Origin of the sequence: Caballeronia eucalypticola (assembly GCF_047608185.1) — a bacterium.
In the GTDB taxonomy this organism is placed as follows: domain Bacteria; phylum Pseudomonadota; class Gammaproteobacteria; order Burkholderiales; family Burkholderiaceae; genus Caballeronia.
In genome coordinates, this window is sequence record NZ_JBLKRU010000012.1 from 76,610 (window position 1) to 100,894 (window position 24,285).

Annotated in this window: 23 protein-coding genes, 1 tRNA gene and 1 pseudogene; 13 read left to right on the forward strand and 12 right to left on the reverse strand. The window is 59.9% G+C overall.

The window, feature by feature from the left end; translation table 11 throughout:
- Window positions 1-176: 176 nt before the first annotated feature.
- Window positions 177-1,208: a CDP-6-deoxy-delta-3,4-glucoseen reductase gene (locus ACMX25_RS16160; RefSeq protein WP_414950999.1), complete on the reverse strand. Its 1,032-nt coding sequence runs from the start codon at window positions 1,206-1,208 to the stop codon at window positions 177-179.
- Window positions 1,209-1,267: 59 nt separating this feature from the next.
- Here ACMX25_RS16160 and ACMX25_RS16165 point away from each other — a divergent pair, with 59 nt between their 5' ends.
- Window positions 1,268-2,404, forward strand: a complete 1,137-nt coding sequence (locus tag ACMX25_RS16165; RefSeq protein ID WP_414951001.1) for an NAD-dependent epimerase/dehydratase family protein — start codon at window positions 1,268-1,270, stop codon at window positions 2,402-2,404.
- On the opposite strand, the gene ACMX25_RS16170 is transcribed toward ACMX25_RS16165, so the two are convergent.
- From ACMX25_RS16170 to ACMX25_RS16180, 3 genes are all read right to left on the reverse strand, one after another.
- Window positions 2,370-2,546 carry a hypothetical protein gene (locus ACMX25_RS16170; RefSeq protein ID WP_414951002.1) on the reverse strand — a complete coding sequence of 59 codons (177 nt, stop codon included), beginning with the start codon at window positions 2,544-2,546 and terminating at the stop codon, window positions 2,370-2,372. The genes ACMX25_RS16165 and ACMX25_RS16170 overlap by 35 nt on opposite strands.
- Window positions 2,547-2,700: 154 nt before the next feature.
- Window positions 2,701-3,570, reverse strand: a complete 870-nt coding sequence (locus tag ACMX25_RS16175; RefSeq protein ID WP_414951003.1) for an alpha/beta hydrolase — start codon at window positions 3,568-3,570, stop codon at window positions 2,701-2,703.
- 91 nt (window positions 3,571-3,661) lie between these two features.
- The gene (locus ACMX25_RS16180; protein ID WP_414951004.1) at window positions 3,662-4,375 is read right to left on the reverse strand and encodes a pseudouridine synthase; all 714 of its coding nucleotides are present in this window, start codon (window positions 4,373-4,375) and stop codon (window positions 3,662-3,664) included.
- Window positions 4,376-4,695: 320 nt separating this feature from the next.
- Between ACMX25_RS16180 and poxB the strand changes: the two genes are divergently transcribed.
- The 3 genes and pseudogenes from poxB to ACMX25_RS16195 form a co-directional block, all read left to right on the forward strand.
- Entirely contained in the window at window positions 4,696-6,417 is a 1,722-nt protein-coding gene (gene poxB / locus ACMX25_RS16185) for a ubiquinone-dependent pyruvate dehydrogenase (RefSeq protein ID WP_414951005.1), read from the forward strand.
- A gap of 85 nt (window positions 6,418-6,502) precedes the next feature.
- The gene (locus tag ACMX25_RS16190) at window positions 6,503-6,796 is read left to right on the forward strand and encodes a hypothetical protein (RefSeq protein WP_414951007.1); all 294 of its coding nucleotides are present in this window, start codon (window positions 6,503-6,505) and stop codon (window positions 6,794-6,796) included.
- An 84-nt stretch (window positions 6,797-6,880) separates the two neighbouring features.
- Window positions 6,881-6,994: pseudogene (locus tag ACMX25_RS16195) on the forward strand (2-hydroxycarboxylate transporter family protein); the annotation flags it as partial.
- Here the strand turns inward: ACMX25_RS16195 and ACMX25_RS16200 are convergent.
- Window positions 6,991-7,896, reverse strand: coding sequence for a LysR family transcriptional regulator (locus ACMX25_RS16200; protein ID WP_414951008.1), 906 nt, complete (start codon window positions 7,894-7,896; stop codon window positions 6,991-6,993). The pseudogene ACMX25_RS16195 and the gene ACMX25_RS16200 sit on opposite strands and share 4 nt — an antisense overlap.
- 121 nt (window positions 7,897-8,017) lie before the next feature.
- Between ACMX25_RS16200 and ACMX25_RS16205 the strand changes: the two genes are divergently transcribed.
- Genes ACMX25_RS16205 through ACMX25_RS16215 form a run of 3 tightly spaced genes read left to right on the forward strand, consistent with a single transcriptional unit; the run spans window position 8,018 to window position 11,030 of the window.
- Window positions 8,018-9,322 (forward strand): CitMHS family transporter, encoded by a 1,305-nt coding sequence (locus tag ACMX25_RS16205; RefSeq protein WP_414951009.1) that lies wholly within the window; start codon window positions 8,018-8,020, stop codon window positions 9,320-9,322.
- Window positions 9,323-9,349: 27 nt separating this feature from the next.
- Window positions 9,350-10,720 (forward strand): acyclic terpene utilization AtuA family protein, encoded by a 1,371-nt coding sequence (locus ACMX25_RS16210; RefSeq protein WP_414951010.1) that lies wholly within the window; start codon window positions 9,350-9,352, stop codon window positions 10,718-10,720.
- A 1-nt stretch (window position 10,721) separates the two neighbouring features.
- Window positions 10,722-11,030 (forward strand): AtuA-related protein, encoded by a 309-nt coding sequence (locus ACMX25_RS16215; RefSeq protein ID WP_414951011.1) that lies wholly within the window; start codon window positions 10,722-10,724, stop codon window positions 11,028-11,030.
- A 120-nt stretch (window positions 11,031-11,150) separates the two neighbouring features.
- Here the strand turns inward: ACMX25_RS16215 and ACMX25_RS16220 are convergent, their stop codons facing one another.
- From ACMX25_RS16220 to ACMX25_RS16235, 4 genes are all read right to left on the reverse strand, one after another.
- Window positions 11,151-12,770, reverse strand: a complete 1,620-nt coding sequence (locus ACMX25_RS16220; RefSeq protein WP_414951012.1) for an NYN domain-containing protein — start codon at window positions 12,768-12,770, stop codon at window positions 11,151-11,153.
- Between the two features lie 217 nt (window positions 12,771-12,987).
- Window positions 12,988-13,072, reverse strand: a tRNA-Leu gene (locus ACMX25_RS16225).
- A gap of 122 nt (window positions 13,073-13,194) precedes the next feature.
- Window positions 13,195-14,355 (reverse strand): ABC transporter substrate-binding protein, encoded by a 1,161-nt coding sequence (locus ACMX25_RS16230; RefSeq protein ID WP_414951013.1) that lies wholly within the window; start codon window positions 14,353-14,355, stop codon window positions 13,195-13,197.
- Window positions 14,356-14,477: 122 nt separating this feature from the next.
- Complete coding sequence (locus ACMX25_RS16235; protein WP_414951014.1) at window positions 14,478-15,419, reverse strand: CysB family HTH-type transcriptional regulator; 942 nt, start codon at window positions 15,417-15,419, stop codon at window positions 14,478-14,480.
- A gap of 220 nt (window positions 15,420-15,639) precedes the next feature.
- Between ACMX25_RS16235 and ACMX25_RS16240 the strand changes: the two genes are divergently transcribed.
- The 6 genes from ACMX25_RS16240 to cobA all read left to right on the forward strand — a co-directional run bounded on the left by ACMX25_RS16240 (window position 15,640) and on the right by cobA (window position 21,777).
- Window positions 15,640-17,319, forward strand: a complete 1,680-nt coding sequence (locus ACMX25_RS16240) for a nitrite/sulfite reductase (RefSeq protein WP_414951015.1) — start codon at window positions 15,640-15,642, stop codon at window positions 17,317-17,319.
- Between the two features lie 32 nt (window positions 17,320-17,351).
- Window positions 17,352-17,894 carry a DUF934 domain-containing protein gene (locus ACMX25_RS16245; protein ID WP_414951017.1) on the forward strand — a complete coding sequence of 181 codons (543 nt, stop codon included), beginning with the start codon at window positions 17,352-17,354 and terminating at the stop codon, window positions 17,892-17,894.
- The gene (locus ACMX25_RS16250; RefSeq protein WP_414951018.1) at window positions 17,891-18,622 is read left to right on the forward strand and encodes a phosphoadenylyl-sulfate reductase; all 732 of its coding nucleotides are present in this window, start codon (window positions 17,891-17,893) and stop codon (window positions 18,620-18,622) included. The genes ACMX25_RS16245 and ACMX25_RS16250 overlap by 4 nt, the downstream gene beginning before the upstream one ends.
- A gap of 67 nt (window positions 18,623-18,689) precedes the next feature.
- Window positions 18,690-19,652: a sulfate adenylyltransferase subunit CysD gene (cysD, locus tag ACMX25_RS16255; RefSeq protein WP_414951019.1), complete on the forward strand. Its 963-nt coding sequence runs from the start codon at window positions 18,690-18,692 to the stop codon at window positions 19,650-19,652.
- 31 nt (window positions 19,653-19,683) lie between these two features.
- Entirely contained in the window at window positions 19,684-21,009 is a 1,326-nt protein-coding gene (locus ACMX25_RS16260) for a sulfate adenylyltransferase subunit 1 (RefSeq protein WP_414951108.1), read from the forward strand.
- A 9-nt stretch (window positions 21,010-21,018) separates the two neighbouring features.
- Window positions 21,019-21,777: a uroporphyrinogen-III C-methyltransferase gene (gene cobA, locus ACMX25_RS16265; protein WP_414951021.1), complete on the forward strand. Its 759-nt coding sequence runs from the start codon at window positions 21,019-21,021 to the stop codon at window positions 21,775-21,777.
- A gap of 161 nt (window positions 21,778-21,938) precedes the next feature.
- Here the strand turns inward: cobA and ACMX25_RS16270 are convergent, their stop codons facing one another.
- The 3 genes from ACMX25_RS16270 to ACMX25_RS16280 form a co-directional block, all read right to left on the reverse strand.
- The gene (locus ACMX25_RS16270) at window positions 21,939-23,243 is read right to left on the reverse strand and encodes a type II toxin-antitoxin system HipA family toxin (RefSeq protein WP_414951022.1); all 1,305 of its coding nucleotides are present in this window, start codon (window positions 23,241-23,243) and stop codon (window positions 21,939-21,941) included.
- A complete protein-coding gene (locus ACMX25_RS16275) occupies window positions 23,233-23,574 on the reverse strand; it encodes a helix-turn-helix domain-containing protein (protein ID WP_414951023.1) in 342 nt (113 codons plus the stop codon). Before ACMX25_RS16275 ends, ACMX25_RS16270 begins: the two co-directional genes overlap by 11 nt.
- A gap of 320 nt (window positions 23,575-23,894) precedes the next feature.
- On the reverse strand, window positions 23,895-24,263 hold the full coding sequence (locus ACMX25_RS16280; protein WP_414951024.1) for a sirohydrochlorin chelatase: 369 nt from the start codon (window positions 24,261-24,263) through the stop codon (window positions 23,895-23,897).
- Between the last annotated feature and the right edge of the window lie 22 nt (window positions 24,264-24,285).

The window sequence follows — 24,285 nt, forward strand, 5'->3', positions numbered from 1 at the left end:
CGTGACGAGCCAGCGGCATCCCTAAGGGAGCGGCGAGCGACGTCGAAGAGCGGCGTAAATTTTGAGCATTCGCGAAGAATACGATACGAAGTTCCTGCGTGTAAACCATGGCGGCCCGATTTTTTTGTCGAGCCGCCACGCTCTCAACTTGCGGAAGTACGTTTAAACCGGCGCATTCATACCGGATTAGCGAGATCCGCCGCGCTGGTGAACGAATCGGCGTAGAACTCGTCCTCCGGCAAACGGTGGTGGCTCGTGAAATCACGCTGCGCGGATTCCACCATCACCGGCGCGCCGCAGGCGTACACCTGATATGCGCTCAAGTCTGGCAGATCTTCAATGACAGCACGATGAACAAAGCCCGTGCGGCCGGTCCAGGCGTCGGTTGCATCGGGTTCCGACAGCACCGGCACGAACGAGAAGTTCGGCACGTCCTTCGCCCATTGCTCCGCCATGTCCATCATGTACAGGTCTTGCTTACGGCGGCCGCCCCAATAGAGTGTCATCGGCCGGTTCAAATTCTTGAACACCGCGTGTTCGATGATCGCCTTGATCGGTGCGAAGCCCGTGCCGGAAGCCAGCAACACGATGGGTTTCTCTGAATCTTCACGTAGGAAGAACGTGCCGAGCGGGCCTTCGAAGCGCAGGATGTCACGCTCTTTCATGGGGCCGAACACGTGGTCCGTGAAGGTGCCGCCGGGCATGTGGCGAACGTGCAGTTCGATTGGGCCCTCGTGGTGCGGCGGACTTGCCATCGAATAACTGCGGCGCTTGCCGTCCTTCAGGATGAATTCGATGTACTGGCCGGCCAGGTACTGCAGCCGTTCGTTGGCCGGCAATTGCAGCTTCAGTTCAATGACGTCAGCGGCCTTGCGCTCAAGCGCATTCACGCGGCAAGGCAGCTTCTTGACTTGTATGTCGCCTACGCCCGCCACTTCGCGCACGTCGACCGTCAGGTCGCCCTTGGCCGTCGCGCAGCACAGCAGCGCCATGCCGCGGGTTTTTTCGTCGTTGGACAACGCCGACGACGAATGCGGCGCTTGCTCGACTTCGCCGGAGACGATCGTGCCCTTGCATGAACCACAGGCTCCGTTCTTGCAGCCGTAGGGAAGACCGATGCCCTGCCGCAGGGCGGCGAGCAGCACCGCTTCGTCGGGTTCTACCTGGAACTGCCGGCCGCTTTGCCGGAGCGTAACGTTGAAAGCCATAGATCCTGGATGAGTTGAATGAAACAAATGCAAAAGCTGTCGCGGCTACAATCGACAGCATGATCGCCACTCGAAAACTACGCCGCGCGCGTGTGCTGATTGCCGGTTGCGGCGATGTCGGCCTGCGTTGCGTGCCGCTTCTCGCACACCGCGCTGACGCGCCTCGCGTGATAGCACTTTCAAGTCAACCGGCGCGCGCCGCCGAGCTGCGCGCAGCCGGCACAACGCCGTTGATTGGCAACCTGGACGAGCGCCGCAGCCTGCGACGGCTGGCCGGTCTTGCATCCACGGTGCTGCATCTCGCGCCACCCCAGAAAACCGGCGACGACGACAGCAGGACCCGCGCGCTGATTGCCGCGCTGAGTGCGCCGCGACGGTCCGTTGCGCGCGAAGCGACCAGCGCCGTGGCTCGTCAGCGAGGGTGGCGCGGATGGTTTCGCGCGACCTTCAAAAGCAGCATGCCAGCGGCGGCCAGAATGGGTATCAACGCGCACGCCAGGCCCATAAAAAGTGCGTCTATTGTACCCGACCGGGTTTGGGGCGCCGTCGCTCGCCGGGCGCCGATCCGCCTGATTTATGCGAGCACGTCCGGCGTTTACGGCGATTGCGGCGGGGCGTGGATCGACGAGACTCGCCCGGTCAGGCCGGACAACGTGCGCGCGAAACGGAGGGTATCGGCGGAAACGCAATTGCGCGGTGCGACCCGGCGCGGTGTGATGAGTGCATCGATTGTGCGGATTCCCGGGATCTACGCCGGCAACCGCCTGCCGTTGGCACGGCTGCAGAAGGGCACGCCGGCCCTGGCGCCTGCCGACGATGTCTACACGAACCATATCCACGCCGACGATCTCGCCGCCATTCTCGTGCTCGCGATCCGGCGGGCGCTGCCGCAGCGCGTGGTGCATGCATCGGACGATAGCGACTTGCGCATGGGCGATTATTTCGACCTGGTTGCCGATGCGTTCGGATTGCCACGCGCGCCTCGCATTTCACGCGAGCAGGCAGAGGCGCAACTCGAGCCCATGATGCTCTCGTTCATGCGCGAATCGCGACGTTTGCAGAACGCCCGGCTGCGAGACGAGATGCGTTACGCGCTGCGTTATCCGAGCATCGACGACTTCCTGCGCGAGTTCCTGAGCAAGCAGGACGTTCACTCCGCCGTCACATCAGAACCGGAAGCGTCTCCAGCAGGATAAAGCACAGCAAGGCCCCGATAAGCGCACCAATCAGGTTGGGCTGATAGCGATGGCGCAGATGCATGGTCACCCCCAATCCGACGATAAACAACACGCTGACTGCCACGAACGCAATCATTGCAATGGTCATGTGAGCGGCCATGGTGGCCCTCCTGCTTCTTTTAATAGTCGTGAAAGCAGTATAGATTTCCGTCGTAAGAAAGGCATGCTGCAGTGCAGCGCCAACGTATTGTGTTAACACCTATTGAATTGGCGCGGTGCGATTCATGGCGTTTATCGGGGCGCTCATCGGGCGCTTATTGCGAATCAATGAACGACGATAAATCCGCCAGCACCGTCGAGCTTCCCCGCAGCGGCAACGCCAGTGCCGAGACAATTCGCACATGGCCGAAACCGTCGTAATGCTTCACTTCCACCGAGTCGCCATGTTTGCGCAACACGGCCGCCAGACGGTCGGTGTTGCCGGGATCGACGACGGTGTCGGCGGTGCCGGCGGCGAGGAACATCGGCGGCTCGTGGCCTGTGACGTAATTGATCGGCTGGCTCTCGGCGCGCGTGTTTGCCGGGAAGACATCGAATAGCGTGCGATCGGTGAGCGGCAGGAAATCGTAAGGTCCAGCCAGGCCGATCATCCCGCGCAAGTCGGCTTTTGACATCGATTGCGAAGCGAGGTATCGCGGATCGGTCGCGATCAGCGCGGCCAGATGAGCGCCTGCGGAATGGCCCATTACAAAAAGCCGCGACGGATCGCCGCCGAATTCGTGTGCGTGGTCGCGTGTCCAGCGCGTGGCGGACGCGGCATCGTTTACGAAACCAGGAAACGCTGTTTCCGGATACGTGCGGTAATCCGGCAGCACCGCCACGTAGCCTCGCGACGTCAAGGCTTGCGCGACAAACAGGTAATTGGCCCGATCGCCGGTTTGCCAGCTTCCGCCGTAGAAAAACACGACGACCGGACGCGGTTGAGTACTTGCCGCGGCGGTGGGCACGTAGACATCGAGCACCTGACGCGGATCGCTGCCGTACGCAATGGCTGATGTTTTCTTGTAGCCACTCGACGGAATCGTGGCGTTCAAAAGCTTCACGGGACTGCACGCGGCGAGCGCCGCAGCGCCAAGACTGGCAAGACCGAATGTCACGATGCGGCGTTTTTGTTGTTGGGGCATAGGTATTTAAAACAGAGGGATACCACCTTTACGCTTGCCACTATCGGATGGATGCAGCGCGTGGTCTTGCGAACATGACGCACGACGCGCGTCAGCTTTGCCGCAGCATCGCGAGGTCTGCATCGTCCAGCCAGCGCCATTGGCCCTCGGTCAGATCATCGGGTAGCGCAAAACCGCCAATACGCTCCCGATGCAATTGCTCCACGCGGTTCCCCGCCGCTGCAACCATCCGCTTCACCTGATGGTATTTGCCTTCGAGCACCGAGAGCTCGAGTTCCCGCTCGTCGCGCTTTTCTGCGCCAACAGCTGCGATTGGCTGTGATTCGCCATGCAGCAACACGCCGTTGCGAAGCGCCGAGAGTTGAGCATCGTCTAACGGATGGCGCGTGGTCGCGAGATATACCTTCGGCACCTTGCGTTTCGGCGATGTGAACGCATGCACGAACGCGCCGTCATCGGAGAGGAGCAGAAGGCCGGTCGTGCCCTGATCAAGACGTCCCACGCATTGCACGCCACGCTCCGTTAATTGCGGCGGTATCAGGTGAAAAACGCTCAGATGATGCTGCGGATCACGTGAACACTCGTAGCCCGGTGGTTTGTTCAGCGCCAGATATGCCTTTTCCCGATACAGCCATTGAGCGCCATCGACTTGAAACTCGAACGACGAGAGCGCGTCGGATGCGATATCGGTGGCGGCATTCGTACACGGCGAGCCCGCGATGGACACGCGGCCGTCAGCGACGAGCGCCCGGCATTGGCGGCGCGAGCCGAAGCCCTGCGTGAAGAGAATGCGTTCGAGATCCATCGGGGCGGTTCTTGGCTCAGGCGGGGAGAGGGGACGGACATTCTAGCAACCAGCGTGTTTCTATCCCGCGCGGAGAACGCCGAGCTCGACGTTTGTCCCTTCGTGCCTGAACGCTGCACGAACATCCTTCAACCGCCGTCGTCGGCCATTCGTAAAGCATGTCGATTAAGGTTTTTTCATATTTGATCCGCTCCATCACGTTTATGCTTTTCCCTTTGCACCTGTTTTGATCTGTTTTTGCACGTGTATGACGAAAGGATGCTGACGACCCGGCCTCCGATCGACCACTCCGATTCGCTTATCCATCCAAGGAGCAGGACATGGCAAGAAACACGGTTGCGGAATTTTTGGCCAGGACGCTGGCGGCAGCGGGCGTCGAGCGCATCTGGGGCGTGACGGGCGACAGCCTGAACGGGCTCGCTTATAGCCTCGACCAGGCCGGCTCCATCCGCTGGATGCACACCCGCCACGAGGAAGTAGCCGCGTTTGCAGCAGGCGCCGATGCGGCATCGACGGGCAAGCTTGCCGTGTGCGCCGGCAGTTGCGGCCCGGGCAATCTGCACCTGATCAATGGCTTGTACGACTGCCATCGTAACCAGCAGCCGGTGCTGGCGATTGCCGCGCATATTCCATCGACGGAAATCGGGCTGGGCTATTTCCAGGAAACTCACCCCACCGCGCTGTTCAAGGAATGCAGCCACTACGTCGAACTGGTGTCGAGCGCCGCGCAATTCCCCCGCGTGCTCGCCCGCGCGATGCGCACGGCGATCGAAGAGCGCGGCGTTGCCGTGATCGTGTTGCCCGGCGACGTGGCACTGAGCGACGCGCCCGCGGAAAAGCCGGCGTGGTCGGCCACGGGGCCGTCGACCATCCTGCCCTCGGACATCGATATAGACCGTCTCGCGGCCATGCTGAACGGTTCGGACGCGGTGACGCTGATGTGCGGCAGCGGCACCGCGGGCGCGCACGACGAAGTGGTCGCGCTCGCGGACGCGCTCGGCGCACCGGTCGTCCACGCGATGCGCGGCAAGCAGTTCATCGAATGGGATAACCCGTATGATGTCGGCATGACGGGGCTGATCGGTTTCAGCTCCGGCTACCACGCGATGATGTCGTGCGACACGCTGCTGCTGCTCGGCTGCGATTTTCCCTACCGGCCGTTCTATCCCACCGACGCCAAGATCATCCAGGTCGACTGGCGCGGCTCGAAGCTCGGCGCGCGTGCACCACTCGCGCTCGGACTGGTCGGCACGGTCAAGGAGACGATCGCGGCCGTACTGCCGAAACTCACGCGCAAGACCGACCGCAAGTTCATCGATACCGCCCGCAAGCACTACGCAGAGGCGCGAAAGGGACTCGATGAACTCGCCACGCCGTCCGGCCCCGGCAAGCCGATTCACCCGCAATACCTGACGAAACTGATTAACGAAGCCGCATCGGAAGACGCCATTTTTACCGCCGATGTCGGCACGCCGACCGTCTGGGCGGCGCGTTATCTCACGATGAACGGCAAACGCCAGCTTCACGGCTCGTTCAACCACGGTTCCATGGCCAATGCGATGCCCCAGGCCCTCGGCGCACAGGGCGCAAATCCGGGGCGGCAAGTGGTCTCGCTCTCGGGCGACGGCGGTTTATCGATGCTGCTCGGCGACTTGCTCAGCGCCCGCCAACTCGATCTGCCGATCAAAGTGGTGGTTTATAACAACAGTCTGCTCGGCTTCGTTTCGATGGAGCTCAAGGCCGCCGGTTACCTCGATACCAACGTCGATCTGGCCAAAACCGACTTCGCGGCCATTGCCCAAGGGGCGGGCATTTTCAGCATCCGGGTGGAGGAGTCGGAAGACATCGCAGAGGCTCTGCAGAAGGCTTTCGCTTATCCGGGGCCGGCGCTCGTCGATGTCGTCACGTCAAAGCACGAGCTCGCGATGCCGCCCAAAGTGGAATTGGCGCAGGCAAAAGGCTTCAGCCTCTACATGTTGCGAGCGATCCTGAACGGTCGCGGCGACGAAATCGTGGAACTCGCCAAGACCAATTTTCGCTAGGAATATTCTGAATTCGTTGAAATTCCATGCATTTCGAACAACAATGCGGTGCTGCAATCGATTCACAACTCCAGGGAGATTGGTAATGAAGAAGTTCTCGCAAATTGCAATGGTTGGTGCGCTCGCTTTCGCGTTCGCTGGTGCGGCAATGGCTCAAGGTGCTGGTGGCGGCGGCGGTCCGAAGACGGACGAAAGCAAGCCTCCTGTCAGCCCGAAAGAACCGAAACCGCATCTGCCGCATTTCAAGCATAAGAAGGCTGCGTCGGGCACAGGCGGTACGACGTTGCATCAGCAAGACAAGGCATCGCACGCGAAGGGCGCATCGGCTGCTGCAGCCGCTTCGGCCATGGGTACCAACGACAAGGGCCAGCCGCAGTAAGCGGCAAGGGCTCAAGGTCGGCGCCTGGAGACAGCATGTTTCAAGCGCACCATACGGCGGCACGCGCAAGCTTGCCGCCGTATGGTTTTTTGGGGTGGCAATCGCATGGAGCTGATGCCGTTCGCGCAGATCGCGACGCGCATTGGCGGCGCGATCACGGTCATGGCGGCGCTGGCGGTGTTCGCTTACGTGCGTTAGTTATGTTCTTCACGCTCCCCGAGCCCTTTCACGATCAAGCTTACAAACGCCTCTGTCACCGGCGGCAAAGTACGCCCGCGTTTTTTCACGAGCGCGATGGGCCGCACGAAACTCGGTTCATCGATAACCCTAGCCACCAGCGCCGGTTCAGCGCGCACCTCGCGCGCTGAACGCGGCAGGATGGTCACACCGAGCCCGGCACGAACCATGGCCACCGCCGTCATCATGTAGGTCGGCTCGCAGGTCGGTACGGGCGCGTAGCCCGCGAGTTCGAACGCGGCGTCAACCACCGCTCGCACGCTCGTTCCCGCCGCCGTCAATACCAGCGGATAACGGACGATCTTCTCCAGGCCGATCCGCTTGCCCGATGTCATCGGATGCCCCTCCGGGCACACGACGCACAGCCGGTCCTCACCCGCGTACAGAACTTCCAGCGAGGGATCGGTGACATCGCCGCCGGTCAGTCCTACGTCTACATCCTCGTTCCGTACCAGCGTATTGACAACGCTCGCGACCACATCGCGGATTTGAAACGACGCGTGCGGCAACTCGCGCCTGAAATCCTGGATCAGGTCGGGCAGCAAGCTTGCGGCGAACGACGGCAGGCACGCCAGCCTCACCGTGCCGGCGGAGCCGTCGCTGAGCGCGCGGGCGTCGTGGAGAACCTGCTCCATGTCGCCGAGCGACCTTTGCAGGACCGGCAGCAGGTCCCGACCGACCGGCGTCAGCGCAACGCTGCGGCTATTGCGGTCGAACAGCCGCGCGCCAATCGTCTCTTCGAGGCGCCGTATCTGCACGGTCAACGCGGGCTGCGATAAATGCAGCCGCACGGCAGCGCGCGTGAAACTGCCCGCCTGCGCGACGGCGATGAACGCGCGGATATCGCGGAGATTCAGGTCCATGTTTTCGGTCTATTACGAAACGTGATTGCTGCCATCAAATCATTTCAATTGTTTTATCGACGTTGCGAAACTACGCTTGGTTGACACATAAAACAATCGATGAAAAGATTGGAGACAAACCTTGCTGCCTCTACTTGGCCTCGCCACTATCGTCGTCCTGCTCGCGGCGATTCTTTCAAAACGGATGTCGCCGCTGGTGGCGCTGATCATCGTGCCGATAGCGGCATCGCTGATTGGCGGCTTCGGCTTGCAGACCAGCAAGTTTGTCATCGACGGGCTGAAGAGCCTCGCGCCTGTGGTCGGCATGTTCGTCTTCGCGATCCTGTACTTCGGCACGATTACCGACGCCGGCACGCTCGATCCGATCATCGACCGCATCTTGCGCACGGTGGGCACGCGGCCGACGCGCATTGTGATGGGCACGACGCTGCTCGCGCTGCTGATTCACCTCGACGGCTCGGGCGCGGTGTGTTTTCTCGTCACCATCCCCGCGATGCTGCCGCTTTACGATCGTCTCAAGATGGATCGGCGCGTGCTCGCTGCGGCGGCATCGATGGCAGCCGGGATCAATTTCCTGCCATGGACCGGGCCGATGATCCGGGCGTCGGCGTCGTTGCATCTGCCTATATCGGCGTTATTCAATCCGTTGATTCCGGTGCAGATCGTGGGTCTCGTGTTTGTGTTCAGCGTGGCCTGGTGGCTCGGCCGACGCGAGGAGAAGCGCTTGGGATATACCGGCGCTGACGGCGCAATCCCGATGCCGAAACGCGAACTCACCGACGAACAAAAGGCGCTGCGTCGTCCGAAAAATTTCTGGTTCAACATCGTGCTGACGCTGATAGTGCTCGGCACGATGGTCGTCATGGGCGAAAAGATTCCGCCGGCGATCATGTTCATGGTCGGGCTGTGCGTCGCGTTACTGGTCAACTATCCGAACGTGGATATGCAGCGCCAGCGCATTGATGCGCACGCGCGCGCCGCGCTGTTGATGGCCGGCATTCTGCTCGCAGCGGGTGTGTTCACGGGTGTCATGCAAGGCAGCGGCATGCTCAAGGCAATGGCGCAAGCCGCCGTAGGTTTTGTGCCGGCTTCGATGGCCACGCACATTCCCGTCGCACTTGGCTTCCTGTCGATGCCGCTTAGCATGCTCTTCGACCCCGACTCGTTCTACTTCGGCGTGCTGCCGGTCATCGCGGAAGTAGCGGGGCAGCTTGGCGTGCCGGCCGTGCATGTCGGACAAGCAGCGTTACTCGGCCAGATGACAACGGGATTCCCGGTCAGCCCGCTCACTCCCGCGACATTCCTCGTCGTCGGGCTGACGGGTATCGATCTCGCCGATCATCAGAAATTCACTTTTCCGCTGCTGTTCGGCGCATCGATCGTCATGACGATCGCGTGCGTCGTGCTGGGCATCTTTCCTCTTTGAGCGCGTTTTTTAACGCAAGGAATGGGTATGACTGCTGCACTCAACGTTGCGACCCGGGCTACCCGCGTGCGGATCGGCGCGGGCGCGGGTTACTCGGGCGATCGCATCGAACCCGCTGTCGAACTGGTCGAACACGGGGCGCTCGACTATCTCGTGTTCGAGTGCTTGGCAGAACGAACCATTGCACTGGCGCAACAAGTGCGTCGGAGAGATCCGGAGCTGGGTTACGACCCGTTGCTCGAAGCCAGGATGCGCGCGGTATTGCCGGCCGCCGTGCGTAACGGTGTGAAGATTGTCTCGAACATGGGCGCGGCGAATCCGCTGGCGGCGGCACGCAAGACGGCATCGATTGCGCATGAGCTGGGGTTGAGCGGTTTGAAAATCGCGGCCGTGAGCGGCGACGATGTACTCGATGTAGTGAGGCAAGGGGCGTATGTGTTCGAAGAGTCGGGCGACAGCGTTGCCACCTACGACAGCCGGCTTGTTTCGGCGAATGCGTATTTGGGCGCGGAGCCGATTGTCCATGCGTTAAAGGCCGGCGCCGATATCGTGCTCACCGGCCGCGCGGCCGATCCGTCGTTGTTCACGGCGCCGCTGATCCACGCATTCGGCTGGCCGATGGACGATTGGAACACGCTCGGTCAGGCAACCGTGGTGGGGCATCTGCTCGAATGCGCGGGACAGATTACGGGCGGTTATTTTGCTGATCCTGGTTTCAAGGATGTTCCGATGCTCGCGCGCCTCGGCTTTCCGATAGGCGAGGTCGACGCCGATGGAAACGTCACGATCACGAAGGTCGCGCACGCCGGCGGTCGAGTAACGGAGGCCACATGCAAGGAGCAGCTGCTGTACGAAATCCACGATCCCCGCCGATATCTGCAGCCAGATGTAGTCGCCGACTTCACGCAGGTTTGCGTGGTGGAACAGGCGCCGGATCGCGTGCGGGTGAGCGGTGGACGCGGGACATCGCGCACGGAAACATTGAAGGTGACCGTGGCTTACGTGGATGGGTTTATCGGCGAGGGGCAGATTTCGTATGGCGGTCCGGGCGCGGTCGCGCGCGCGAAACTGGCGCTCGAGATTGTGCGTGAACGGTTGGAGATAACGGGCGTCGTGACCAGCGAACTGCGCTTCGATTTGATCGGTATCGATTCATTGCATGGCGCGACGCTGGGAGAGCGTAACGCGGAGCCGTATGAGGTTCGTTTGCGCGTGGCCGGTCGAACGGATTCGATGGATGAAGCGGTTCGTATCGGCAATGAAGTCGAGACGCTTTATACCAATGGTCCGGCTGGCGGCGGCGGGGTGACAAAGACAACGCGCGAAGTGATAGCGGTGCAGTCGGTGTTGTTGCCGCGCGAACTTTTACGGCCATCGTTTGAAATGGTGGAGGCTTGAGATGAAACTACGCCAACTTGCTCATTCCCGAACCGGCGATAAGGGCAATACGCTGAATGTATCGGTGATCTGTTACGACGCGCGGCACTACGATCATCTGCTCGCGCATATCACGCCGGAGCGCGTAAAAGCGCATCTCAGCGATGTGGTGAAGGGCGATGTGACGCGCTTCGAATTGCCGGGAATAGCGGCGATGAATTTCGTGCTCGGGCGCGCGCTGGGTGGGGGCGTGACGCGATCGCTCGCTTTGGATGCGCACGGGAAATCGCTAAGCTCGGCGCTGATGGATCTCGAGATCCCGGAGCCTTGACGTGATGTGAGGTGATGCGACGTTGCGTTGAGCGCTGCGGCATAGGCAGCCGGACGTTCAGCCACCCAGACCGTCATCGCCATGACAACCAAGTCATGGCGATGACGCGTCCTCAACCGTTCACTCTTCGCTAGTTGCGGCCGCCGTCTTTCGCGGACGCCGGCTGGCCGGGGCCGTTTTACGCGGTGCCCTTTTCGCTGCCGTTTTCTTTGCGGCGGGCTTGTCCGTGCTGGCGACACTTTCGGCTGCGGCGACACTCTCAACCGGCGCTTCCGGCTGAGTTTTTTCCACGACTTTTTTCGCCGCTGCTTGACGTCCACGCCGCGCCGCGCCAGTTTTGGGTGACGGCGCTTCACTGACTTCGATGGGATGCGCAGGCGTTTCTTCCGAGCGCTCCACGAACACGAATTCATCCTTAGCCTTCACCGGCAGCGTGAAGAATGGTCGCTCGCCGACGGCTTCCGCGCGAGTTTCTACGTGAGTTTCGGGTGGCAGTTCCTGTGCTACATCGAACAGCGGTTCGTGAACCTGCGGCCTAGGGTTCCGATTGTTCCGACGATTGCGGTCACGCCCTTGCCTGGGTCGCGCTTCCGGCTGCGCCTCAGGTTGTTGCGCGGTTTGCGATGCGTCGACAAGCGGTTCCCCGACTTGCGATCGTTGGTTCGGTTCGTCCCCGCGATCGTGTTCGTCACGCGCTTCGGAAGGCGTTACGGCTTGAGCATCGCGCGGTTCATCGAAGAGGGGTTCGGAAACTTGCTGACGCGGGTTGCGGCCTTTCCTCCGATTCCGGTCGTTGCCTGAGTTGCCTGAGTTACCCGCCTGCCGATTTTCCTTCTGCGCGATGGGCGCCTCGATATCCCTCACGGATTCAGTGACCGCCACCGATTGCGTGCGAAACACGAACGAACCCGATTTCTCGTCCCGGCCCACTTCGAGCAGACCACGCACTTGCGCTTCTTCCAGCAGATTGCCAAATGCGCGAAACCCGTAGTACGACTCGTTGAAATCGGGCTTGCGCCGCTTGATTGCGCTCTTGAGCACCGACGCCCAGATCTTCCCGCTTTCGCCGCGCTCGGAGGCGAGGTCATCGAACGTTTCCACCGCAATCGCGATGGCCTTGGCCTTGCGGGCTTCGAGTTCCTGCTTGGGCTGGCCTTCCTCGGGTGAGCGCTTCGCCGACGATGATGCCGCTGCGTTCGCATCCCGTGCGTCGCGTGCTTCACGCGCCTCGCGCGCTTCACGTTTGGCGATCGAGCGTTGCTGCTCGCGCACGAGGTCATCGTAGAAAATAAATTCATCGCAGTTCGCGACGAGCAGGTCGGAGGTCGAGTTTTTTACACCGACGCCAATCACCTTCTTTGCGTTCTCGCGCAGCTTCGAGACGAGCGGCGAGAAGTCCGAATCACCGCTGATGATGACGAATGTATCGACGTGAGATTTGGTGTAGCAGAGATCGAGCGCATCGACGACGAGCCGGATGTCCGCTGAGTTCTTGCCTGACTGGCGCACGTGCGGGATTTCGATCAGCTCGAAACTCGCTTCGTGCATGGCCGCTTTGAAACCTTTGTAGCGATCCCAGTCGCAATAAGCCTTTTTCACCACGATGCTGCCTTTGAGCAGCAGCCGTTCGAGCACCGGCATGATGTCGAACTTGTCGTATTTCGCGTCGCGCACGCCGAGGGCGACGTTTTCGAAGTCGCAAAACAACGCCATGCTGACGCTATCAGGGGATGAGGCCATAGAAACTCCAGCAGGAATGCCGGGTAAGCACGGCAGGTATTAATGAGCGCACATGATATCTGTTTGTGCGGCCCGGCTTTTAAAGGAGAGAAACAATCGTGGCGGCGAAGGGCGGCCAGTGGCTTTCGGTCGTCAGCCGCAACTGCCCAGCAGACTCCAACCAGCGCCCAAATGCGAAAAAGCCGTCTCTGCATACGCAGAAACGGCTTTTCGGAAATGGTGCCCGGGGCCGGAATCGAACCGGCACGCCTTGCGGCGGGGGATTTTGAGTCCCCTGCGTCTACCAATTTCACCACCCGGGCAAACAGCATTTGAATCAGCCGACTGGAGGCGGAAAAATCCGACGCCAACCGGCAAGTCAGCGATTATGCCGAAAATCGTTTCCGCGGGCAAGCCCTTGGAGACACGTGGCAGACCGCTGCACTCACTGGCTCAAATACGTGAACTGGCCGTTCTTGATGATGCCCATCACGCTGGCCCGCTGATCCAAGCCGACGTGATCGGTGGCGCTGGTGTTGACCACGCCGTTCGGCACGACCAGTTCATGCGCGTGTTCCAGCTCCGAGCGCAGCGCCACCCGAAATGCCACCGTCCCCGGCTGCCCGGCCTTCAGCGCGCGTCCGACCGCATCCTGCAGCCGCGGATAAACCCCGGCCGAATCGCCGGCAAATTGCGTGACCGTGCCCTTGCCGTACTTCGCCTCGTAAGCATCGACAAAAGCCAGCGCCGCTTTCTTCGACGGATGATCAGCCGGCAACGTCCGCGCGACCACGACCGGTTGCGTGGGGAACAGCGTTCCTTCCACGTCCTTGCCGCCGAGCTTGATGAACTCCGGCGTCGCAATGCCGTGCGTCTGATAAATCGCGCCTTTATAACCGCGCTCGATCAACGTGCGTTCCGGCAACACCGTCGGCGTACCCGCGCCGGCAATCAGCACCGCATCCGGCTTCGCGGCCATCAGCTTGAGAATCTGCCCGGTCACGCTAGCGTCGGTACGATTAAAGCGCTCGCTCGCGACCACCTTGATATGCCGCAGCTCGGCGAACTTCGAAAACTCGTTGAACCAGCTATCGCCGTAACTATCGGCGAAACCGATGAAACCAACCGTCTTCACGTTCCGGCTGACCATCGTGCGGGTCATGACGTCGGCCATCGCGCGGTCGGTCTGGGCCATCTTGAACGCCCACACCTTCTTGCCTTCCTGCGGCTCGACAACCGACGCCGAGCCGATCAGCGTAATCATCGGCGTCTGGTATTCGGCCACCGGATCAAGCGCCGCCATGGCTGCCGGCGTGATGTTCGGTCCGACGATCACATCGACCTTGTCTTCTGTAATCAGCTTGCGGATATTGCGCACGGCCGCGCCCGGATCGGAGCCATCGTCGAGAATGATGTATTCCGCTTGCTGACCCGCAATCGTCTTCGGCCACATCAGCATGGCGTTCTTGCTCGTGATGCCGATAGCGGCCGCCGGACCCGTACTCGACAAATCGATACCGACTTTCAGTTGCGCGCTGGCCGCTGCGCTAAGGAACGCGAGCGCGCTGAACATCAGCGCCGGGCGCATGAACTTCGACAACTTCATTGGATGGTCTCCGCGAAGAGGTGTGGTTTAAAAATGCTGAAGTGTGGGATGACAAAAATCGCGCGGCACGACTTAAGACGTGAGCGTGGCTCTTGTCTCACGTCGTACGCCAATCCGCTCAATCAAAGCTCGTAAGTTTCGTGCTCACCCGACAGCGCCTGCTCGATCAGCTTGCGGTTCATCGAAGGCGAGAGCAGTTCGACCAGCGTGTACACATAACTGCGCAGATACGCGCCTTGTTTCAAAGCGAGCCGCGTGACATTCGTGCCGAAAAGATGACCGACGGGCATCGCGCGAAGGTGTTTATCGCGTTCCGGATTAAACGCGATATCCGCGAGAATGCCCACGCCCAGGCCCAGCTCGACGTAAGTCTTGATCACGTCGGCATCAATGGCTTCCAGCACAATGTCCGGCGTCAGGTGACGCAGCGCGAACGCCTGGTTGATTTTCGTGCGGCCGGCGAACGCGTTGTCGTAGGTGATAATCGGGTATTGCGCGAGGTCGTCGAGCGTCAGCAGCTTGCGCTCGAGCAGCGGATGGTCCGGCTGCACCACGGCCACGTGATGCCACTGGAAACACGGCAACGAAACCAGTTCTTTATAGTTGGCGATGGCTTCCGTGGCGATCGCAATATCCGCCTGATCATGTATGACCATTTCCGCGACCTGCGTCGGACTGCCTTGCAAAATTGAAAGGTGCACTTTCGGAAAGCGCTTCTTGAATTCCGCGATTGCATTCGGCAACGAATACCGCGCCTGTGTATGCGTGGCGGCAATCACGAGATTGCCCTGATCTTGCGCGGCGTAATCTTTACCGACTCGTTTCAGGCTTTCAACTTCCTGCAAGATTTTTTCCACCGATGCCAGGATAATTCGTCCCGGCTCCGTCAGCGAACGAACCCGTTTGCCATGACGTGTGAAGATCTCGACCCCGAGCTCATCCTCCAGCTCGATGATCGCCTTCGATACCCCGGGCTGTGACGTAAACAACGCTTTAGCGGCTTCGGTGAGGTTGTAATTCTGCCGGACGGCTTCGCGCACGAAGCGGAACTGGTGCAGATTCATATATAACCCATCCGCATATCAAAGTAATTTATCAGTCGTTTGCAATATATAGGAAGTTTATTACCATCGAGCCAATTTTTCCAATATCGATATCTGTATTTGTCATAAGCAAATGAACACACCGTCCGAACGGCGTTCCAGACAATGACTCTACTAATAGCGATGTGCGGCGTGGCTAGGACGCCGTACTGATGGAACTACTAAAAACTGGGGCCCCCGAATGTATCAATACGATCAGATCGACCAGAAAATCGTCGACGAACGCGTCGCTCAATACAGCGACCAGGTACGCCGCCGTTTGTCCGGCGAGTTGAGCGAAGAAGAATTCCGGCCGCTGCGCCTGCAAAACGGTCTCTATATGCAGCGGCACGCGTACATGCACCGCATCGCGATTCCGTACGGCAACTTGCGCAGCGACCAGATGCGCATGCTTGGCACCATCGCGCGGGAACATGACCGCGGCTACGGCCACTTTTCGACGCGGACCAACATCCAGTTCAACTGGATTCAGCTCGAAGAGACGCCGGAAATCCTGCGCAAGCTGGCATCGGTGCAAATGCACGGCATTCAAACGTCAGGCAATTGCATCCGCAATATCACCGCAGATCAGTTCGCTGGCGTTGCGCCCGATGAAATCGTCGATCCGCGTCCGTGGGCCGAAATCCTGCGTCAATGGTCGACTTTTCACCCTGAGTTCGCGTGGTTGCCGCGCAAGTTCAAGATCGCCGTGAACGGCTCGGTGGAAGATCGCGCAGCCGTGCAAGTGCACGATCTGGGCGTCTATCTGAAGAAGAACGCTGACGGCGAAGTGGTCGCGAGCATTCTCGCGGGTGGCGGTCTGGGCCGTACGCCGATCGTCGGCGCGGTCATCAAGGAAGATCTGCCCTGGCAGCATCTGCTGACGTATTGCGAAGCCGTGTTGCGTGTCTATAACCGCTACGGCCGTCGCGACAATATGTATAAGGCGCGGATCAAGATTCTCGTGAAAGCGCTGAGCCCCGCGAAATTCGCGCAGCAAGTGGAAGAAGAGTGGGCGCATTTGAAGGATGGTCCTTCCACGCTCACACAAGAAGAACTCGACCGCGTGTCGCAGTTTTTTGCACCGCCCGCGTATGAAAAGCTGCCGGACACGGATGCATCGTATGAAAAGCATCTCATCGATAGCAAGCCGTTCGCGCGCTGGATCGAACGCAACGTGCGTCCGCACAAGGTGCCGGGTTATGCGTCGGTGACGTTGTCGCTGAAGCCGACGGGCATTGCGCCGGGCGATGCAACGGACGTACAGATGGAAGCCGTCGCCGATCTCGCCGATGAATTCTCGTTCGGTGAAATCCGCGTCTCGCACGAGCAGAACCTGATCCTCGCGAACGTGAAAAAGCGCGATTTGCATACGGTGTGGGAACGCGCGAAGGCGCTGGGATTCGCGACATCGAATATTGGTTTGCTCACCGACATCATTGCGTGCCCGGGCGGCGATTTCTGCTCGCTCGCGAATGCGAAGTCGATCCCCATTGCGCAAGCGATTCAAGAGCGTTTCAGCGATCTCGACTACGTCTACGACCTTGGCGACCTGACGCTCAACATCTCGGGTTGTATCAATGCGTGCGGTCATCATCACATTGGCAACATCGGTGTGTTGGGTGTCGATAAAGACGGCTCGGAGTGGTATCAGGTCACGCTCGGCGGAGAGCAAAGCTCGGGTGCAACGGGCGCGCATCTTGGCCGCGTGATCGGCCCGTCGTTCTCGGCGGAAGAGATGCCCGACGTGGTGTCGCAGGTGATCGATACGTTCGTCGAGAACCGCATCGAAGGCGAGCGTTTCATCGAGACGTATGGCCGTATCGGCATCGCACCGTTCAAGGAACGCGTGTACGCGTCGCGCCAGCCGGCGCATGCCTGATTTGCTACGTTGAGTCGCTAAGGAATAAGCATATGGCTTTGATTATCAAGAATCGCGAAGTGGTGGAAGACGACTGGACCGTGGTGCGTGCTGCTGAAGACGGCACGCTGCCCGCAGTCGATGCATTGTTGCCCGGCAAGGTGATCGTGCCGTTCGCGTGGTGGAAAGAGCACAAGAGCGCGTTGACATCGGCGCACAAAAAAGAACCGATAGGCGTGTGGCTTGCCCCCGACGATGAACCCGCCGAACTGGTCGAAGATTTCGACAAGATCGCGCTGATCGCCGTCGATTTCCCCAAGTTCAGCGATGGCCGTGGTTTCAGCATCGGCCGTTTGCTGCGCGAACGTTATCAGTGGAAGGGTGAGTTGCGGGCTATCGGCGATGTCTTGCGCGACCAACTGCGTTTTCACGCGCGTTGCGGTTTCGATGCGTTCGCCGTCCGCGCCGACAAAGACATTCACGACGCGCTGAATGCGTTCGGTGAACTGAGCATTCCGTATCAAGGCGCGGTAGACGATCCGAACCCGTTGTTCCGTCGTCGTGAAAAAGCGGCCGCCGCCGGAGCGTCTGCATGAATGCCGAACTGCAAGCCAAAGTCGAACGCCTGGATGCGTTGCTCGATTCCATCGCGCAACGTCATGCGAACGTCAAGCTAGCCAGCAGTCTCGCCGCCGAAGATATGTTGCTCACGCACGCGATTCTTTCGCGCGGTGTGAAGATCGGCATTTTCTCGCTGAACACGGGCCGTCTGCATGCTGAAACGCTGGGCATGATCGATCGCGTGAAAGAGCGGTATGGCTTCGACATCGAACAGTTTCATCCGCAGCCGCAAGCGGTTGAAGAATATGTCCGCGATCACGGTCTGAACGCGTTCTATGAGAGTGTCGATCTGCGTAAAAGCTGTTGCGGCATTCGTAAGGTCGAACCGTTGAATCGCGCGCTGAAGGACGTGAGCGCGTGGGTCACGGGACAGCGGCGCGAGCAATCCGTCACGCGCGTAGAGTTGCACGAAGAAGAGCACGACGCGCCACGCGGAATCGCCAAGTTCAATCCGCTCGCGGACTGGACCGAAGCCGATGTCTGGGCCTATCTGAAAGCCTTCGATGTCCCCGTCAACCCGCTGCACGCGCGTGGTTATCCGAGCATTGGCTGTGAGCCGTGCACGCGCGCTATCCGTCCGGGCGAAGACAGCCGGGCAGGGCGCTGGTGGTGGGAATCGCGGGACACGAAGGAATGCGGCTTGCACGTGACGAACATCAAGATCGTGGAAGATCGCAGCGCAGCGCCAAGTTCGGCGCTCTGAACGCATTGATATTGACGCACGACGCCACAAGCTGGGTGTCATGCAAAGCAACCAAGGAACGACGCATATGAGCAGCACGCTCGATTCAACAGTCAACGCCCCCGTCGCCAATCGCGGCGACCGCATGGACCACCTCGACTGGCTCGAAGCCGAGTCCATTCATATCCTGCGCGAACTCGTGGCCGAATGCAGCAAGCCTGCGTTGCTGTTTTCGGGCGGCAAAGATTCGGTCGTCGTGCTGCATCTTGCGTTGAAGGCATTTGGCATTGGCTCGGGTCGCAAGACCGTGCTGCCGTTCCCGCTGGTTCATATCGATACCGGTCATAACTTCAGCGAAGTCATCGACTTCCGCGATCGTCGTGCTGCTGAAATTGGCGCTGAGCTCGTGGTCGGTCATGTCGAAGATTCGATCAAGAAAGGCACCGTGCGCCTGCGTCGCGAAACGGATTCGCGTAACGCCGCGCAAGCGGTTACGCTGCTTGAAACCATCGAAGAATATGGTTATACGGCGCTGATCGGCGGCGCGCGTCGCGATGAAGAGAAGGCCCGCGCTAAAGAGCGCATCTTCTCTTTCCGCGATGAATTCGGCCAGTGGGATCCCAAAGCGCAACGCCCGGAATTGTGGAGCATCTATAACGCGCGCCTGCATAACGGCGAGCACTTGCGCGTGTTCCCCATTTCGAATTGGACCGAGCTGGATATCTGGCAATACATCGGCCGCGAGAAGCTTGAGTTGCCGTCTATTTACTATGCGCACGATCGCGAAATTATTCGTCGTAATGGCTTGCTCGTGCCGCTGACGCCGATCACGCCGCTGCTGGAAGGCGAAGTATCGGAAGTCGCACAAGTGCGTTTCCGGACCGTTGGCGACATCAGTTGCACCTGCCCCGTTGCCAGCGATGCCGACGATGTCGAGAAGATCATCGCGGAAACGGCCGTGACGGAAATCACGGAACGCGGCGCCACGCGCATGGACGATCAAGCGTCCGAAGCTGCGATGGAAACCCGCAAGAAACAAGGTTATTTCTAAGCATCACGCCGCAAACAAGGAACAGGGAAACATCATGAGCATTCATCAACCCGAAGACCTCGGCGTATTGCGTTTCATCACGGCAGGGAGCGTTGACGACGGCAAGAGCACGCTGATCGGGCGCCTCTTGTTCGATAGCAAGGCGGTGTTGTCGGATCAGTTGTCCGCGTTGTCGCGCGCGAAGAATAAGCGCACCGTTGGCGATGAAATCGATTTGTCACTGCTGACCGATGGTCTTGAAGCCGAGCGCGAGCAGGGCATTACGATCGACGTTGCATATCGCTATTTCGCAACGGCGAAGCGCAAGTTCATCATCGCCGATACCCCCGGCCACGAGCAGTACACGCGCAACATGGTCACGGGCGCATCGACTGCGCACGCTGCGATTATTCTTGTCGACGCTACGCGCGTGACATTGAAGGATGGCGTCGCGCAGTTGTTGCCGCAGACGGTGCGCCATAGCGCGATCGTCAAGTTGCTTGGGCTGCAGCATGTGATCGTCGCGATCAACAAGATGGACCTGATCGACTTTAGCGAGTCGCGCTTCAACGAGATCCGCGACGCGTACGTTGAACTCGCGCGCCGGCTTGGAATTGCCGATGTGCGCTTCGTGCCGGTGTCAGCGTTGAAGGGCGACAACATCGTGACCGCGAGCGAGCGCATGCCCTGGTACGCGGGCGAGCCGCTGCTCGATCTGCTTGAAGCGCTGCCGGTGTCGCAGCCTGTCGATCAGGCGCTGCGTTTCCCGGTGCAATGGGTCGCGCGTCAGGACGGCAGTCAGGCCGATGATTTTCGCGGCTACATGGGCCGGGTGGAATCAGGCGAAGTGAAGCTGGGCGATACCATCACGGTGCTACCGGCTAATCGCGACGCAACCGTCGCCGAGATCATCGCGCCGGTTCCGGGCGGCGTGGCGCAAGTGGATCGTGCGTTCGCGGGCCAGACGGTGACCATTCGCCTGGCCGAAGATATCGATGTCTCGCGCGGCGATACATTCGTGCCGCGCAACACGACTGGCGCGAAGATCGAGCCGGCGAAGAGGCTGGATGCGGACCTGTGCTGGTTCGATGAAGAGCCGCTCTCGCCGCAGCGCAAATACTTGCTGAAGCAGACCACGAACACGGTGTTCGCGCGGATTGGCGCGATCAAGGAAGTGCTCGACGTGCATACGCTGCTGCACGCGGTGGACCGCCATGATCTGACGATGAACGACATCGGCCGCGTGGCGCTGACGCTGCAAAAGCCGATCGTCTGCGATGCCTACGACACGCATCAGGGCACGGGTGCGTTTGTTCTTATTGATGAAGCGACGCATCACACGGTTGCGGCCGGAATGATTCGCTCTTATTCAGCCTGAGTATTGATTATGGGTAAGGTGTATCTGATCGGTGCGGGACCGGGTGCTGCGGACTTGATTACGGTTCGTGGCGCGAAGTTGTTGAGCCAGGCGCAGGTCGTCCTGCACGATGCGTTGATCGAGCCGGCCATGCTCGACTACGCGCCGGAAGCACGCAAGATCGCGGTCGGGAAACGTTGCGGACAGCGGTCGACGGCGCAGCATTTCATCAACAAGCAGATCGTCGATGCCGCGCTCGAACACGAAATTGTCGTGCGTTTGAAGGGCGGAGACCCCATGTTGTTCGGCCGCGCCGACGAAGAAATGCGCGCGCTCGAAGCAGCGGGTATTGAGTACGAAGTGGTGCCGGGAATTACGGCCGCGCTGGCGAGCGCCGCAACGTTGAAGCGCTCGCTGACCTTGCGCGGGGTAGCGCGCAGCGTTGCGTTGGCGACCTATAGCCGTGCGCCCGACAGTGACGAAATCCGCGAGCAGGCAAGCGCGGATTCGCTTGTGTTCTACATGGGCCGCGACAGCGCACCGGAGATCGCGCAGCAACTGATCGATGCAGGAAAGGCAGCGTCGACGCCGGTTGCTATCGTCGAGGCTTGCAGCACACCGCGCGAGCGTTCGCTGACGCTCACGCTGGGCGACATGGCGATTGGTCAGGCGCAGGATTGGCTCGATGCATCCCAGCCGAGTTTGCTGATGATTGGCGAGGCATTTGCGGATCGGTCGGCATTGGAGCCGGTCCAAAGCGCGGAAGGGGCGTTGCAGGCTGCCGCTTAATTCAAGCCGAAAGGGAAGTTCAGAGAGGTCGCCTCTCATCGCATCTAAAAGCCCTCGTCGGTTACTGACCTACGAGGGCTTTTTCAAATTCGTTCGAGGTCGTCCGGTCCTTGAGAAAATTGCGCTTGTAACGAACGTCTTGTTCAGCAGCGTTTAAAGAATTATGTCTTCTCTACTTCGCGCAGACCAATGGTCTGCGGTTTCCGAAACGCCGACGCGATCTTGTCGCACTCGCGCTTGGGAACGCCAAATTCCTCGAAGTAAGTCCGCCATTCCCTCACAACCGCCGATAGCTGCTGGATGATTTCGACGCCCGCATGCTTGAGCAGCCCGAATCGCCCCGCCGCTGAGAGCGCGTTATCGAGCGTCGCCAGCCGGCCCATTGCCGGGCCTACGCCTAGTACGAGGAATCGATCGGAGCCGACCTGCGGCTTCGGCACAACGTCGTAAAGGTCACTCAGGCGCCAGCCCTTGTTCGCTCCGTCCCACACAAACGCATGATTTCGCAGATGGTCATCGTCATTCGTCACGAGGATGTTGAATACCATCCGCTTGAACAATTCGACCTTGTCAGCCGCCACGAAACCGGTCGCACCGCGTTCACCGAGCAGGTCGGCCAGATCGGCGTAGTTGGCCGATGCGGTGTCGCTCTCATGCATCCGGAGCATGGTCAGCGCGCTTACGACATGCCGTTTGCCAAACCCGCCCGCGGCCAGTGGCACGCGGTCAAAGCGTTCGATCAGCATGACATCACGGCCATCGGGCAAGTGAACGGGCTTGGTCGCGGGAACGCGCATACCGCACTTGCGGGCGAGTTCAAGCGTCGCGCGCTCGACTAGAGGCACATTGAAACCGTCTCGGGCGACAGGGAATTTGGCGACCCATTGCCGTCCATCGTCCAGCAGCACGGCTTTGGGTCTTGCGCCGCCGAAAGTTGCGCCGACACTGAAGAGCAACTGCAGCTTCTTCGGAACCGGCTTGCCGTCCTGGATCATGGCTGCGGCGTCGAGCAGATAAGACAGCTCTTTTGCATCCGGCAGCTTGCCGGGTTCCGCCGGGGCCGTGGGGGAATCCCTGAAATCCAGCGCGCCGGTCCGATGCGGGCCGGCGTGAGCGAGGTACTCGGTTTCAGGCAAACCGTCGGGTGCAGCCCTCAACATATTCTCAATGACGCGCCGTCCCCAGGAGTCTGGGGCAGCGTCACGAATGGCGCCAAACAGCGCCAGTCCTGCAGGGGGCTGGAATTCGGATTCCTTGGAGTTCTTCGCTTCGTCCAAAGTCATGCTGACCGGGTCCACGGCAACGGCGTTGGCGCGTTGCAAATACTTGTTGCCGTAGACGAAGGTAGACCCGACCGGCCTGATGCCTTCCTCGAGTATTTCGAGCTTACCGGCAGGAACCGCCTCGGCCGCGCCTTCCAGGGCGATGAAGACGTATTTGCTCCATGTGGTCGTATTAAAAATCATACTCGCCTGTCTTCGAAGCGGGCTTGCGGGGACGTACACGGGATTCCGTTTTACGTCGCGCTTCACCGATTACATCGTTCTGCGGATTCGTGAGCGGCTGGAGTAATCCGAGCAGTCCGGCCCGTTCGAACGCGTGCAGCCACGATGAGAAACTGACCGAGACATCGCCGTTTTCAATGCGTACCAGCGTGCTTGGGCTAATGTTGGCTCGTTCGGAAAAGTCCTTCCGGGTCATATTGCGTGCGATCCGGGCGGCTGCAACCGCGTGTCCCAGTCCCGCAGCCTGTTGGCTGAGTTCCGGGGAGGAAAATTCTCGATTATTGCGCTTCATTTTGTCGTATCTGACATATAAATCTGCTTAATTGGTCAGTATAGACAAAAAACGCAATTCGTCAATGAGGTCATATAGCAGCATTAGTCATATCTGAACAATTAAGTGGCTTAATTGGTCAGATATGACTATTTTTGCCCGTCGATGGATATTAAACTAATGAAATGTTCAGCAATCAGCGGGGAAACTTGCCGGGTTGTCGGGGACAGCAGGTTCCGCGGCGCGGGTCGAAATTTCCGGAACAAGACAATGCCCCGGAAGTCTGTGACTCGCGGGGCATCGAGAAATTCGTCAGGATCTTGGTGGGAGGGGTAGTCGACTTACTCGATCTGCCGAACGCAATACGCCGCGACCGCGTCGAGCACTGAATCGTCTTCGCCGACTGCCGTTGCACAGCGAATGGTTATCGATGGAAACATCGCCCGGCATCGATCGAGCAGCTCAGGCAGGTCGCGCCGTATATGGCCGCCCTGACCGAAGAACACAGGCACAACGGTAACCGCATCACAGCCATCGGCCGCCATATGTTCAATCGCCGTGGGTAAATCAGGTGGCATCAGTTCAAGAAACGCCAGCGACACCGGTTCGCTGCGCCGCGCCCGAAGCTTCGTGGCGAGCCGTTCGAAAGGCTCTGCCCAGCGTGGATCGCGGGCGCCGTGGCCGAACAAGATCAAAGCGTGCTTGCTCATCGCGTTCTCCGCTGTTTCCAAA

What these genes read in the sequence shown, in the direction of transcription:
- ACMX25_RS16200 (WP_414951008.1), bottom strand. Translation starts at nt 7,896, where the DNA reads ATGGACCTGAATCTCCGCGATATCCGCGCGTTCATCGCCGTCGCGCAG.
- ACMX25_RS16180 (WP_414951004.1), bottom strand. Translation starts at nt 4,375, where the DNA reads ATGGATCTCGAACGCATTCTCTTCACGCAGGGCTTCGGCTCGCGCCGC.
- cobA (WP_414951021.1), top strand. Translation starts at nt 21,019, where the DNA reads ATGGGTAAGGTGTATCTGATCGGTGCGGGACCGGGTGCTGCGGACTTG.
- ACMX25_RS16165 (WP_414951001.1), top strand. Translation starts at nt 1,268, where the DNA reads ATGATCGCCACTCGAAAACTACGCCGCGCGCGTGTGCTGATTGCCGGT.
- ACMX25_RS16210 (WP_414951010.1), top strand. Translation starts at nt 9,350, where the DNA reads ATGACTGCTGCACTCAACGTTGCGACCCGGGCTACCCGCGTGCGGATC.
- ACMX25_RS16160 (WP_414950999.1), bottom strand. Translation starts at nt 1,208, where the DNA reads ATGGCTTTCAACGTTACGCTCCGGCAAAGCGGCCGGCAGTTCCAGGTA.
- ACMX25_RS16235 (WP_414951014.1), bottom strand. Translation starts at nt 15,419, where the DNA reads ATGAATCTGCACCAGTTCCGCTTCGTGCGCGAAGCCGTCCGGCAGAAT.
- ACMX25_RS16250 (WP_414951018.1), top strand. Translation starts at nt 17,891, where the DNA reads ATGAATGCCGAACTGCAAGCCAAAGTCGAACGCCTGGATGCGTTGCTC.
- ACMX25_RS16170 (WP_414951002.1), bottom strand. Translation starts at nt 2,546, where the DNA reads ATGGCCGCTCACATGACCATTGCAATGATTGCGTTCGTGGCAGTCAGC.
- ACMX25_RS16240 (WP_414951015.1), top strand. Translation starts at nt 15,640, where the DNA reads ATGTATCAATACGATCAGATCGACCAGAAAATCGTCGACGAACGCGTC.
- ACMX25_RS16190 (WP_414951007.1), top strand. Translation starts at nt 6,503, where the DNA reads ATGAAGAAGTTCTCGCAAATTGCAATGGTTGGTGCGCTCGCTTTCGCG.
- ACMX25_RS16215 (WP_414951011.1), top strand. Translation starts at nt 10,722, where the DNA reads ATGAAACTACGCCAACTTGCTCATTCCCGAACCGGCGATAAGGGCAAT.
- ACMX25_RS16280 (WP_414951024.1), bottom strand. Translation starts at nt 24,263, where the DNA reads ATGAGCAAGCACGCTTTGATCTTGTTCGGCCACGGCGCCCGCGATCCA.
- ACMX25_RS16270 (WP_414951022.1), bottom strand. Translation starts at nt 23,243, where the DNA reads ATGATTTTTAATACGACCACATGGAGCAAATACGTCTTCATCGCCCTG.
- ACMX25_RS16220 (WP_414951012.1), bottom strand. Translation starts at nt 12,770, where the DNA reads ATGGCCTCATCCCCTGATAGCGTCAGCATGGCGTTGTTTTGCGACTTC.
- poxB (WP_414951005.1), top strand. Translation starts at nt 4,696, where the DNA reads ATGGCAAGAAACACGGTTGCGGAATTTTTGGCCAGGACGCTGGCGGCA.
- cysD (WP_414951019.1), top strand. Translation starts at nt 18,690, where the DNA reads ATGAGCAGCACGCTCGATTCAACAGTCAACGCCCCCGTCGCCAATCGC.
- ACMX25_RS16230 (WP_414951013.1), bottom strand. Translation starts at nt 14,355, where the DNA reads ATGAAGTTGTCGAAGTTCATGCGCCCGGCGCTGATGTTCAGCGCGCTC.
- ACMX25_RS16275 (WP_414951023.1), bottom strand. Translation starts at nt 23,574, where the DNA reads ATGAAGCGCAATAATCGAGAATTTTCCTCCCCGGAACTCAGCCAACAG.
- ACMX25_RS16245 (WP_414951017.1), top strand. Translation starts at nt 17,352, where the DNA reads ATGGCTTTGATTATCAAGAATCGCGAAGTGGTGGAAGACGACTGGACC.
- ACMX25_RS16175 (WP_414951003.1), bottom strand. Translation starts at nt 3,570, where the DNA reads ATGCCCCAACAACAAAAACGCCGCATCGTGACATTCGGTCTTGCCAGT.